Below are 13081 nucleotides of genomic sequence, written 5' to 3' on the forward strand. Positions count from 1 at the left end.
GACACCGATCGCTGCCCCGCGCGTGGATCACAACACTCAGAATACGTAGTTATACCGCAAGCTCATGTACCGGCCCATGGTGGAGTGATTGCTGTAATCCACATTGGAAGCCGAACCGAATACGTCCGGGGCATTCTTGTCGAGCAGATTCCGCACGCTTAATTGCAGAAAGGAATCATCGTCAAACACATACCCGAGACTGGCATTCAGGAGTGTCACCGCCGGGATCTCAACCGTGTCATCTTTATTGAGGCCATAGGCATCCAGAATCTCGGCGCGGACATTGCGCAAATCATCGTTATAACTGTGAGTGTAGTTGGCTGCAATGCGCGCGCGCCAGCCATCGGCCTGCCAGCTCAGCGCCACATTTGCACGCAGGCGCGGATAACGGAATTCGCCCGCCCACTGTTCGGTGCCGCTCGACGGGGACAATTGCTCTTCAAAGTTGGCCAGATACGATGCGTCGGCGGTCAGCTTCAGGCTGCTGCCGTCCAGATCAATGTACTGGGTATAGGCCAGGTCCACACCATCGGTTTTCTGGAAACCCGCGTTTAGAAGCTGAAAATGCGCGTCAATCAATTCAAATTGATTGTCTGCAGGATCACCCACTGGGGCAAGCAACAAACCTGGCGTGCCTGTAGGCAGGTCGGCATAGTTGCCAGTGGTAACCACCACGCCTTCTGTATTTCCGGCCAATGTTTGTCGAACATAGTCATCCTGGTCCAGTTTTACCAGGTCTTCATAGTCGATGGCCCAGTAATCCAGGTTTATCTCTATATTGTCCGTTGGACGCAACAGCACACCGGCAGACCATGTCTCCGCGGTTTCCGGTTCCAGCATCGGATTTGCAACTACCTCCGTAAACAGTGTGGGTGTTTTGGACTCACCCTGGCACAGGTCTCCGTATTCTGTGCTGACAAAATCGATGTTTTCGTCACAGTAGGCGGTATAAATATTCAGCGTTGTTCCTTGTCCAGCTTGGGCCAGACTGGGCGCGCGGAATGAGGTTGACCAATTAGCTCGCAAGATCAATTCATCCAAAGGCTGATAACGCAGTCCCACCTTTGGATTGACACTTGACCCAAAATCACTGTAGTCGTCGTATCGGGCCGCCAGCTGAATCTCCATATTATCCAGTACCGGCACATAGACTTCACCGTAGGCGGCAAATAATTCCCGACTGTAGCTCACATCCGTGGCTGAAAAACCCAATACCGGCTCATCATTTTCATTGGTCGCCAAGGCAATAGGCGATGGCGTGTCGGTGGCCGACTCTTCGCGGTATTCCACACCAAATGCAGCGCCCACACTACCGGCCGGCAGGCTGAATAATTCGCCGGACATTTTCGCATCCAGCGTGGTCAATTCCGATTTACCCTGGCGGGTCGCCTGGGTCCGGAAAAAACCGGCATCCACCGCCTGATCCACCTGCCCACCGAAGGGGTTGTACCACAAGGTGCTGCTGCCCAGATCTTCGCAACTGCTGTTGCCGTTATAGCGGTAGTCGCGGTTGGCGATATCCACGCTGTACTGATCCGCCAGACTGCCATCGGCACACAGGTTGCCCAGCAGGGCGTGGGTGACCAGCTCGCGTACATAATAGCCGTCGGTGGCGTTTTGCTCCGATTCACTGCGACCGTGGCTGGCAGCCACTTCCCAACTCCAGTCATTAGCCAGATCGCCGCGCAACCCGGTCACAAACCGGGCACTCTGGGTATCCACTTCTACCGAACGAGGATCGGGAAAAGATCCAAACACCGTCATAAAATCATCGCCTGCCGACAAAATCACATCGGCAACCGTGTCGGTCGGAAATGAACCGAAACCGCCGGCATCCGCAGAAGCCAGAATATCGGCTGCCAACTCGGGATTCTGATCCCAACCCGGATGAAATGCACTGACGGGTAAATTGAAAGACTTAGGAGAAGAAACGCCACGCGAGTGATTATCCTGCAGCATTAACTCGTTAAACCACTCCACGGAGTCCGACACATCCATGGAGAATTGCGCCGTCACCCCCAGCGCTTCCATTTCACCCTCTGCCGAATAGTAGTCATTGGCATTAAGCGCGCAGTATTGACCGTAGTCACCCACACCCGGTGTTGCGCATCCGGATTCAATCACGTCGCCAGTGGAACCGTAGTTGGTATCCATCCAGTACAGGTCGTTGAAGGAGGGAAAAATGCCATCAATACTCGGGCGCTTGGAGACAGCGGTTTCTTCCCGATCGCGCTCAAAGGTGGCGTTGCGTTTGAAATAATCCACTACCACCAGGGTGTTGGTATCATCGGTGGTGTGACCAAACACCGCATTCATATTGAGCCGTGCATCGTCGGTATCGGCCCAGGAATCGCCGTAATTCAGATCCAGCTCAAAACCGTCAAAGTCATCGCGCAGAATAAAATTCACCACGCCGGCCACCGCATCTGCACCGTACAGCGCCGATGAACCACTGGGTAAAATTTCAATGCGCTCAACGGCTGCCATGGGAATGCTGTTCACATCCACAAACGATTCGCTGCCTTTGGCAAAGGAACTCACACTGACACGACGCCCGTTAATCAGTGTCAGGGTCGAGCTGGTGCCCAGACCGCGCAGTGAAATACCGGCGGAACCCACGGGCGTTTGCGACGACAAAGGGCCGGCACCTTCAGTGGTGAAAGTGCCCGTGCCGCCGCCGGTAAGCGACACCTCTTCAAATAATTCGCTTAAGGTGTTGGCACCACTGGCGACAATGTCATCGCGGTTTATCTGTACTGCTTGCACCGCGCCTTCCAGATCCAGGCCCTTGATGTTGGTGCCCGTCACCAGCACTTCTTCCACCGGTTTTTCCAGCAATTGATCTTGCGCCAGTGCTGGCATGGCGCAGGTCAGGCCAAGGGCAAGCTGAATGGCGGTACTGAGGCGTCGTTTTTGGGGCGTATTCATGGTGCGTGTCTCTCTTGGGTTTTTATCATTTTCGCCGGCGAAAAATCCCGCCCTGAGGCGGGTAAGCAGGGAGTTCGCCATCACAATCTCGGCATTCATTGTGCCCTGATGATCTCGGACAACAAGTCGCGAGCCAGCCCTGACAACTGCCACCAAACGAGAAAAAAGAATTTAAAAACAGAGACTTAGGAGACATCCGAAAGCCGAGAGCCACCGCTTTCGATATACACCCTGGTCGCAAAACTGTAATTGCGGCGCGGGTTTTACAGTAAAGAGACAACCCACTGCCAATGCGCGCCAGCGCCCGGCACATAATCGCGTTTATCCGGCAAGATGCGCGCACCTGAATTGCCAGAGGCTCTACGCCATGCCCTCAATAAACACGTCCTCCCTGCCACCCTGTCGCGACGAAGGCGACAGCCTGGGTACGGTGACGGTACCCGCGCACGCACTGTATGGCGCACAAACCCAACGCGCGCTGGTCAACTTTGAACAGCTGCGCGAGCCGATGGCACACCACCGGGAATTCCTGCGCGCTTTCGGTGAAATCAAACTCGCCTACGCACGGCGCAACGCGTCCCTTTGGCCCGAGTCTATCGGCACTGCGGTGATCGCTGCCTGCGGTGAATTAATCGCGGGCGAACTCGACCCGCATTTCCCCATCAGCATGTTGCAAGGTGGCGCCGGCACCGCCACCCACATGAACGTAAACGAGGTCATTGCCAACCGCGCGCTGCAACGGCTGCAATTGCCACCGGCGAGCTACCAGGTGATACACCCGAACGATCACATCAATCTCGGACAATCCACCAACGATGTATATCCCAGTGCCCTGCGTATCGCGTTAATCCGGTGGAATAAACGTTTGTGCAGTGAAATCGACCCGCTGATCGCATCCCTGCAATCGGTTGCAGCGCGTTGTGAACAGCACCAGAAATTGGGCCGCACCCAATTGCAGGATGCGGTGCCCATGCACGCGCACGCAGAAGTGCTCGGCTGGCGCGACGCCCTGATGGCCGCACGGGATCATCTGTTGGCCGTCAGTGAACCACTCAACTGTTTGAATCTGGGTGGGACGGCGATCGGCTCGGGGCTGAACAGTGGCGACATGACCGGCGTTTTCGGGTCTTTGGTTTCTATCACCGGACTGAACCTGGAACCGGCGCAGAATTGTTACCGCGCCTCGTGGGATTGTGGCGACTTACTGTCTCTGGCATCAGCCCAAAAACGCCTGGGACTGTGCATGAGTAAAATCGCCAGCGATTTACGCCTCCTGGCCAGCGGCCCGAAAGGTGGACTGAATGAATACCACCTGCCCGCGCGCGCACCTGGTTCCTCCATCATGCCCGGCAAGGTGAATCCGGTGATTGCAGAGTTCATCAATCAGGTCGGGTTTGATTGCAGCGGGCGCGAACACGCCGTGGCGTTAGCCTGCGAGCAAGGCCAGTTGCAACTCAATGCGTTCCTGCCGCTGATCGCCCATCACCTGCTGACCAACGCTCAAACGCTCTCGCACGCCGCGCGCCTGTTCCGCGCCCACGCCATCGACGGACTCAGGTTTAATCCGGAGGCCGCCATCGCCACATTAAATCGCAGCCATGCAAAAGCCACCGCCTGGGTGCCCAGGCTCGGCTACAGCGCGGTGGTTAAATTGCTTGAGCAAGCCGAGCAGCGCGGCTGTGACATCGACACCCTCGCCCAGGCGCTCACAGAATAAAAACCCATTGGCAATCAGGTTTGACGGGTTTTATCAGCATGCGCCACGCCTGTGCAGATTTGCGGCAACAGGCTGGCGCTGTCCCAGGCAGTCCACCACATTAGCGTGGCAGCCGAGGTATGACTGCCCAACATAACGCTAACAAAGGGCTCCCGCATGAACCATTTATTCCGCACGCTCAGCCTGTGCACTGTCTTTTCGACATCGATGCTGATCACATTGCCGGCCTCGGCCAGCTGTTTGCAAACCGAAGCCGAAAACAACAACGCAGAGACCGACGCCAACGGCCCGGTCTGCGCCAATGAAACCGTGGCCGGCGACATTGCCAACCGGCGCGATACCGATTGGTACTACCTGGATGTGGCAGGCCCCAGTCAGATTTCCATTGCGCTCGATCACAGCAGTGGCGATGATTTTGATTGGTATTTTTATCCCGCCAGCGGCAGTTACACGGCTAGTGCAACCTCAGGCAACATACCGGAAACCGGCACCGCCAACGCGCCTGCCGCCGGTCGCTATTTCATTAAAGTGACCCGCTACAGCGGGCGTGGAGATTACCAACTCAGTACCAGTGGCTACAGCAGTGGCGGCGGTGACACCGGTGGCGGCACCGGCAATTGCGGCTACGGCGACCGGCCAGCAAAACCCGGCCCCTTGTCCGCCTCGCTCTTGGGTAACGCCAATGACCGCTGCGTAGACACCAGCAATGGTGACGGCGGCTTGCTGCTGATGGGCGGCGGCACCGATGTGGATGCGGCCTTCGTCCAGCGCGTGGCACCCAAAATCCAGGGCGGCGATATTGTGGTTTTGCGCACCAGTGGTACCGATGCCTACAACGATTACCTGCAATCACTGACCAATGCCGATTCAGTGGAAACACTGATTGTGGATCGTCGCTCGCTCGCCGATGACGCTTACGTGGAATGGGCGGTGAAATCGGCGGAGTTTGTCTGGATTGCCGGCGGCGACCAGTCGGATTACCTGAATCAATGGGCCAACACCAAACTGGCCGCCGCCATTGACCACGTGTACCAGAAAGGCGGCGTCATCGGTGGCACCTCTGCCGGCAATGCGGTGCAGTCACAACACATCTATGACCCGGACGGTATCCCGGGCGTGTATTCCGAGGAGGCGGTGACCGACCTGTGCCATGCCTACATCAATCTATCGCGCGACTTTTTGTCCACGCCGCTGATGACCGGCATCATTACCGATACCCATTTTGCCCAGCGCGACCGGATGGGCCGTTTGATGGTGTTTATGGCGCAATTGCCCAGCGATACCGTGGGCATTGGCGTGGACGAAGCCACGTCCATCTATTTCGATGCCTCAGGTCTGGGCGTGGTGGATGGCGACAATGCGGTCTATGTATTAAAAGAAAACGCCAGCACCCAGCGCACACAAGCACAATGCGGCCAAGCGGTAATCTACCAGAACCTGCAGCGCTACCGCCTGACCCGGGGCGACACCTACAACCTGACCACGGGCAACAGCAGTGTGGGTACCAAAGCCATTGGCATTGATGGCACAAAGTCGAGCTTTTATATCAACCAGCCCTACAACTGATCGCGGGATCACTGCCACGCGCCCGCGCGTGGCAGTCAGTTGGCGGGAGGAAACAGCCACAAGCGCGGGTCACTCAGCGGCGTTTCGGCTGGCAAGAGTGGATTCGGCAAGGCAATGATGCGCCGCTTAGCCACATTCAGTGCGTTAAGCGTGTTGACGATCAGCGGATGATTATTGAAATAGTCTTCGTAGCTGCCGTCCTGCACCATCGACGCCAGCCCCACTTCAAGCCGTCGGGCCAAGTCTTCGTTAGCTTTGCGCACAAAGAAATACATGGGCGCAGGATAGGCCAGCAGCAAATGGTTCTCTAATGCCAGCCCCTGTTCAGCCGCCAATTCCGGCAAAACCTCGTTCATGCCGCGCGGAAAATAGTCGATCCGGTCATTGCGTAACATGGTGAACAGTTGGGTATAAGGCCCCGAAACAACCCGCAGCCCAGCGCTTGCCAAGATGGTCGTATCCGGCCACTGAGGATCCTGCCCGGCTTTCAACGGTGCCAACTGCGCCAGCGTATTCACCGCATCAAATGTCGACTGCTTACCCTGCTTGATCAGCAGCACCCGGTAGCCCAACATGCCGCGGAATATGGGCACGCGCACCGGGCGCATTTTCAGCTCCCGGTCCTGTGTGGTCATGGTCCACATCAGATCCAACTGACGGCCTTTCATCAGTTCTGTGATGGTCCGGTTCTGGGTATTGATGACATCACTGACCACGAGATCGAGGGATTCATCCGGCCCGAGCGAGCGGGTCAATGCCGCCTTCAACAGACCGTGAATATAGTCGTCTACCTGGTGCTCCCCGTCTGACACAGCAGGCACTTTTACCTGGACGACGGCGCCCGCCGCCAGCGCGCAGGCAGGCAACCCACATAAAACATAAACCGCTATCAACCAAACCCGATGCACTGTGCCAACCGTAAAAATGAACTGAAAACCCCTGATGGGTCATCTGTTCAGCCTAGCCGATCCGGTGAAAAACGTTAATTTCCTATAGGAAACTATAGTTTCCTATAGGAAATTAACGTATGGTTACCGACACAAAATCCGGGTCCCGCTGCTGGGTAAATGATGTACAATGCGCGGCTCCCAAATTTCACCATCGTCAAGCTACTGCAGGGCTTATCCCATGTTTGATAAATCACAGACCATTGCCGCTTTCGACCCGGAACTCTGGACCGCGATCCAGGACGAAGAGCGCCGCCAGGAAGAGCACATTGAATTAATCGCCTCTGAGAACTACACCAGCCCCATGGTAATGGTGGCTCAGGGTACCAAGCTCACCAACAAATACGCCGAAGGCTACCCGGGCAAGCGCTATTACGGCGGCTGTGAATACGTGGACGAAGCCGAGCGCCTGGCCATAGAGCGCGCCAAGCAACTGTTCGGCGCCGACTACGCCAACGTGCAGCCGCACTCGGGCTCCCAGGCCAACAACGCCGTTTACGCCGCCCTGTGTGAGCCAGGCGATACCGTACTGGGCATGAGCCTGGCCCACGGCGGCCACCTGACCCACGGTGCCTCGGTGAACTTTTCCGGCAAGGTGTACAAGGCGGTCCAGTACGGCCTGAACGCAGAAACCGGCGAAGTGGATTACGACGATGTGGAGCGCCTGGCGCTGGAACACAAGCCCAAGATGATCGTGGCCGGCTTCTCCGCCTACTCGCAGATCATGGATTGGCAGCGTTTCCGCGACATCGCCGACAAGGTAGGCGCCTACCTGTTTGTGGACATGGCGCACGTGGCTGGCCTGGTCGCGGCGGGCGTATACCCCAACCCGGTGCAGATTGCCGACGTGACCAGCACCACCACCCACAAAACCCTGCGCGGCCCGCGCGGCGGCCTGATTCTGGCACGCGCCAATGAAGCCATCGAGAAGAAACTGAACTCGGCGGTGTTCCCCGGTGGTCAGGGCGGCCCGCTGATGCACGTGATCGCGGCCAAAGCCGTGAGCTTCAAGGAAGCCATGAGCCCCGAGTACAAAGCCTACCAACAGCAGGTTGTGAAGAACGCCAAAGCCATGGCGGCCACCTTCATCGAGCGCGGCATCAAGATTGTTTCCGGCGGCACCGAAAACCACCTGATGCTGGTGGACCTGATCGGCAAGGAATACACCGGTAAAGATGCCGACGCCGCTCTGGGCGCCGCCAACATCACCGTCAACAAGAACGCCGTACCCAACGACCCACGCTCACCCTTCGTGACCTCCGGTCTGCGTGTAGGCACCCCCGCCATCACCACCCGCGGATTCAAGGAAGCCGAAACCATCGAGCTGACCCACTGGATGTGCGACGTGTTGGAAGCGCTGGAATCCGGCGACGCCAGCGCCAAGATCGAAGAAGTGAAAGCCAAGGTGCTGGATGTGTGCAAACGCTTCCCGGTCTACGGCAACTGATTCATTGCGCGCATAAAAAAAGCCGGCTGATCGCCGGCGTTTTTATGACTCGCGTTTGGCTAATCAGCCAACCAGATCCCGAATTCCCAGGGCGCCAGCAGCACCTCTGTATCGGCAGTGAAGCGCCTTTCTTCGCCGCTAGACCAATGCCGGTAAGTGCCGGGGAACAGACTGCCCTGCAAGCGGGTGGTTTGAGGCTCGGCCGAGAAATTGAATACCGCCAACACCCGTTCCGCGCCGCGACCCCGGACAAAACTCAACACCTGCGTTGGCTGGCTATTGGGCACATGCACCATCCGCTCGCCGTACTGGCCATTCCACAACACCTGCTCCTGTTTGCGCAGCTGAATCAACGACCGCAGTAAATCCCCGGTGGGGTGCACGCGCCATTGGATCGGATCGCGCTCAAAAAATGCCAGGCGCCGGTCATTGCCTGCCTCCATGCCGTTGTAGATCAGCGGCATGCCTTCACCCACAAAGGACAGCGCCAGTACTGCAGGGTAGGCGGCACCAAAGTTTTCCTGCACCGTGCCCTCCCAGGCATTGCTGTCGTGGTTCTCCACGTAGGTCATCCGGTAGGCCTCGCGTGGAAAAGCGCTCTCATTCCACGAGTAGTAGACAAACAGGCTGGTGACGTCTGCGTCGCCTTTGGCCAAGTGTTTCATTTTTTCGTGCCAGGACCAGGCATAAGTGGCATCGAACGCGCGCGCATGCAAATCGCGCGACTCCCATTCGGCCAACAGGAACACCAGCTTTATCTGCTCGAGCTCGGCGCGCACCGCTTCCCAGAAGTCGATGGGCACAAAGCCCGCCACATCACAACGGAAGCCATCGACGCCGAATTCGCGCACCCAATAAACCATGGCGTCAGCCATGTAGTGCCTGAGCGCAGGCTGGCTGTAGTCCAGATCGATGATGTCCGACCAATCCCACCAGGGCGTGGGACGGAAATCGCCTTTGTAGTCGCGCTCATACCAATCGGGCTGTTCGAACCGCAGTGGATTATCCCAGGCCGAGTGATTGGCCACCCAATCCAGAATGACTTTGAGGCCCAGCGCGTGCGCCTGCTCCACAAACGCGCGGAAATCCCCGGGTGTGCCCAACTCCGGATTGACGCCCCGGTAATCCCGCACACTGTAGGGTGAACCCAGGCTGCCTTTGCGATTTTCTTCGCCGATGGGGTGGATTGGCATCAGCCAGATAATGTCCACACCGAGCGCCTTCAACCGGGGCAATTCCCGCGCCGCCGCCCGGAAGCTGCCCTCCGGAGTAAACTGGCGGGTATTGAGCTGATACAGGACCGCATCGGCGCTCCAGTCTGGGTGCGCCAGCGTGACATATGGCTTTATCTTATGGTCATTAAGACTTTCTTTTTTGACCTCGTCAGCCTTTTTAGTCTCGCCGGTACCGGTTTCACCACACGCCAAAAGCAGCCCAAGGCAAACACCAACCACTACCAGATATCGCATATTTATATGTGCCCCGGACACCGACTGACAGATCAAGGTCTAAAGTAGATAACGATAGTTCCAGATTACACAGGTTACGCATTCGTATGCATAAGGCTAAGCGGCTATGAATACGTATGTAATGCCTTGTGACATGAACAGCTCGCTAATTAGCATGAGTTTCTCATCACCATAATAACTAGGTAATCTGAGGGATACCCTATGAGCAGCCGTTACAACCCAAGCAAGACTCTGCGCTTTGCGCCCACCTTGCTGTCCGCAGCGATTTTTGCTGCTACCCCTGCGTTCGCGCAGGACACCACTGAGGCCGCCGGCGACGAACTGCTTGAAGAAGTAGTTGTAACCGCCAGCTACCGCGCAGCCCTGCAACGCGCGCAGGCAATGAAAATGGACAGCTCGTCCATTGTTGAAGCCTTGTCCGCCGAAGATATCGGTAAACTGCCCGACACCAGCATTGCCGAGTCTCTGGCCCGCCTGCCCGGTCTGGCCGGTGAGCGTCGCGACGGCCGTACTTCGGGTCTGGCCGTCCGCGGCTTTAAAGAAGATTACGTTGGCACCACCCTGAACGGCCGCGAGCTGTTGGGCATGGGTGACAACCGTGGCGTGGAATACGACCTCTACCCCACTGAAATCGTTTCTGGCGTGATGGTTTACAAGTCGCCCGATGCCACCCACCTGACGCAGGGTGTTGGCGGTATTGTTGACCTGCGCACCGCCAGCCCGCTGGATACCAATCCCACCCTGACCCTGAACCTGAGCCTCGAGCAAAACGGCATGAAGTCTGCCAACCCGGACTTCGACGATCAGGGCTACCGCGCGTCTGTTAACTGGGTAGACCAGTTTGCCGACGACACTCTGGGTGTTGCCCTGACGCTGGCATCTACCTCCTCACCATCGCAGGAAGAGCAATTCCGCGGTTGGGGTTACGCTGATGCCGACTATAACGGTGAAACCGTCAAAGTACTGGGCGGCCACGACTCTTTCGTCCGCTCCGCCGAACTGAAGCGCAACTCCATTGCCGGTGTGGTTGAGTGGGAACCCAACGATCGCCTGCAGCTGCAAGTGGATGCGCTGTACATCGATTTTGAAGAGAACAAAGTATTCCGCGGCATGGAAGAAGGCGGCCCAGTATGGTCCGGCGCCAACTACACCATCACTGAAGTCGTTGATGGTCTGGCCACCAAAGGCTTCGCCGATGGTTTCCATTCTGTGATCCGCAACGATGGCGAAAGCAAAGAAGCCAAGCTCGGCACACTGGGCTTTAACCTGGCTTATCAGCTGACCGACGACTGGAAAGGTACCGTGGACTACGCCCGCAGCCAGTCTGAAAAAACCATCGCCAACATTGAAAGCTATTCCGGTGTCGGCCGTGCCGGCTCCACCACTCAGGGCCCTGGCTATGCACGCTCCTGGGAAATGACCTCTGAAGGTGTGATGTACGGTGCCCACCCAACCATTACCGGCCCGGACTACACCGACCAGAACCTGATCCGCCTGGCGGGCCCACAGGCCTGGGGCGGCGGCATGGGTCGCCCTGATGCACAGGACGGCTTCGTTAACGAACCTACTTTTGACGAAGAGCTGGACACCCTGCGTCTGCAAATGGACGGCGATGTCAGCTGGGGCATCATCGATGGCGCCACTGCTGGTCTGGCCTACTCTGACCGCAGCAAAACCAAAGAGAACAAAGGTTACTTCCTGACCTCGCCCGACTACCCGAACGACGGCCCGATTCCCAGCCCGCTGGGTACGGCAGACCTGTCCTTCATGGGCCTGGGCAGCATTCTCGCCTACGACGGTCTTGGTCTGTACAAAAGCGGTTATTACGACCTGACCGACGCAGCCGATTTTGAACCCGGCCGCGCCGGCGACAGCTACACCATCGATGAAACCATCACCACCATCTACGGCAAGCTGGACATCGGCACCGAAGTGGCGGGCATGGGCCTGACCGGTAATGTGGGTCTGCAAATCGTCAGCACCGACCAATCCTCCACAGGTTTCAGCACCGTGGTTCGTCAGGATGATCCAAACCAGCCCGGCATGGTTGAACTGACACCCGTATCCGGCGACGCCAGCTACAACCACGTACTGCCCAGCCTGAACCTGAGCCTGGAAGTGGCCGATCGCCAGTTCGTACGCACCGCCGTGTCCAAGACCATTTCGCGTGCTCGTCTGGATGACCTGCGTCCGAACCAACAGGCGTCTTTCCAGTTCAACGATGACGCCATCAAGAATCCGAATCCACAAGCTGGCCCTTGGTCCGGCAGCGCCGGTAACCCGGAGCTGAAGCCGCTGGAAGCCAACCAGTTCGATCTGAGCTATGAAAACTACTTCGCCGAAGAAGGCTATGTGGCCGCGACATTCTTCTACAAGCAGCTCACCAACTGGCACCGCGATTCTTCGTTCATCGCAGACTTCTCTGACGTTTACATCCCCGGCTATCACGAAGCCACCGATGGCACGCCGCCAGCCACCTTCCTGGGTCTGGTCAGCGCGAAAGAAGACGGCCTGAAAGGTCTGGTGAAAGGTATCGAGTTCCAGGCCAACCTGCCCTTCAACCTGATGCACGACAGCCTCGATGGTCTGGGTCTGGTCGGTAGTGCGACCTTCATGAAAGACAAACTGGAAGACGGTTCTTCCGTGCCCGGTCTGTCTGATCGCATTTACCAGCTGACTGCATACTACGAGCGTGGCGGCTTTGAATTCCGTATCGCGGCTTCACACCGCAGCGAATTCACCACCGAAACCCGTGGCCTGAGCCTGGCGTTGGTGGAAACTGTGGATCAGGGTGGTACGCTGGTTGACGCACAGATCGGCTACAACTTTGCTGAGTCCAACGTAGGTTGGCTGCAGGGTCTGCGCGTAACCCTGCAGGCACAGAACCTGACTAACGAAGACACTGTACAGGCTGAAGATTTCGACGCCCGTCAGATAACCCGTTACCAGAGCTTCGGTGCCAACTACCTGCTGGGCTTGAACTACAGCTTCTAAGCTATAGGCAAGG

At 57.3% G+C, this 13081-nt stretch carries 7 protein-coding genes; 4 read left to right on the forward strand and 3 right to left on the reverse strand.

The features are described from left to right. Nucleotides 1–36: 36 nt before the first annotated feature. Nucleotides 37–2928 (reverse strand): TonB-dependent receptor domain-containing protein, encoded by a 2892-nt coding sequence (locus M5M_RS10575; protein WP_029879646.1) that lies wholly within the window; start codon nt 2926–2928, stop codon nt 37–39. Between the two features lie 367 nt (nt 2929–3295). Between M5M_RS10575 and M5M_RS10580 the strand changes: the two genes are divergently transcribed. Both M5M_RS10580 and M5M_RS10585 read left to right on the forward strand, forming a co-directional pair. Further along, a complete protein-coding gene (locus tag M5M_RS10580; RefSeq protein ID WP_015047482.1) occupies nt 3296–4645 on the forward strand; it encodes a lyase family protein in 1350 nt (449 codons plus the stop codon). A 156-nt stretch (nt 4646–4801) separates the two neighbouring features. Beyond that, the gene (locus tag M5M_RS10585; protein WP_015047483.1) at nt 4802–6211 is read left to right on the forward strand and encodes a Type 1 glutamine amidotransferase-like domain-containing protein; all 1410 of its coding nucleotides are present in this window, start codon (nt 4802–4804) and stop codon (nt 6209–6211) included. Nucleotides 6212–6246: 35 nt separating this feature from the next. On the opposite strand, the gene M5M_RS10590 is transcribed toward M5M_RS10585, so the two are convergent. Continuing rightward, nucleotides 6247–7023 carry a type 2 periplasmic-binding domain-containing protein gene (locus tag M5M_RS10590; protein ID WP_042455641.1) on the reverse strand — a complete coding sequence of 259 codons (777 nt, stop codon included), beginning with the start codon at nt 7021–7023 and terminating at the stop codon, nt 6247–6249. A gap of 316 nt (nt 7024–7339) precedes the next feature. Between M5M_RS10590 and glyA the strand changes: the two genes are divergently transcribed. Then, nucleotides 7340–8605, forward strand: a complete 1266-nt coding sequence (gene glyA / locus M5M_RS10595) for a serine hydroxymethyltransferase (protein ID WP_015047485.1) — start codon at nt 7340–7342, stop codon at nt 8603–8605. A 59-nt stretch (nt 8606–8664) separates the two neighbouring features. Here the strand turns inward: glyA and M5M_RS10600 are convergent, their stop codons facing one another. Further along, the gene (locus M5M_RS10600) at nt 8665–10074 is read right to left on the reverse strand and encodes an alpha-amylase family glycosyl hydrolase (protein ID WP_015047486.1); all 1410 of its coding nucleotides are present in this window, start codon (nt 10072–10074) and stop codon (nt 8665–8667) included. Between the two features lie 201 nt (nt 10075–10275). Here M5M_RS10600 and M5M_RS10605 point away from each other — a divergent pair, with 201 nt between their 5' ends. Then, complete coding sequence (locus M5M_RS10605) at nt 10276–13068, forward strand: TonB-dependent receptor (protein ID WP_015047487.1); 2793 nt, start codon at nt 10276–10278, stop codon at nt 13066–13068. The last annotated feature ends 13 nt before the right edge of the window (nt 13069–13081 follow it).

The organism is Simiduia agarivorans SA1 = DSM 21679, assembly GCF_000305785.2.
GTDB lineage: Bacteria > Pseudomonadota > Gammaproteobacteria > Pseudomonadales > Cellvibrionaceae > Simiduia > Simiduia agarivorans.

Bases quoted from the DNA above. Each gene is read 5' to 3' on its own strand.
- glyA (WP_015047485.1), top strand. From the start codon at position 7,340: ATGTTTGATAAATCACAGACCATTGCCGCTTTCGACCCGGAACTCTGG.
- M5M_RS10605 (WP_015047487.1), top strand. From the start codon at position 10,276: ATGAGCAGCCGTTACAACCCAAGCAAGACTCTGCGCTTTGCGCCCACC.
- M5M_RS10575 (WP_029879646.1), bottom strand. From the start codon at position 2,928: ATGAATACGCCCCAAAAACGACGCCTCAGTACCGCCATTCAGCTTGCC.
- M5M_RS10600 (WP_015047486.1), bottom strand. From the start codon at position 10,074: ATGCGATATCTGGTAGTGGTTGGTGTTTGCCTTGGGCTGCTTTTGGCG.
- M5M_RS10585 (WP_015047483.1), top strand. From the start codon at position 4,802: ATGAACCATTTATTCCGCACGCTCAGCCTGTGCACTGTCTTTTCGACA.
- M5M_RS10580 (WP_015047482.1), top strand. From the start codon at position 3,296: ATGCCCTCAATAAACACGTCCTCCCTGCCACCCTGTCGCGACGAAGGC.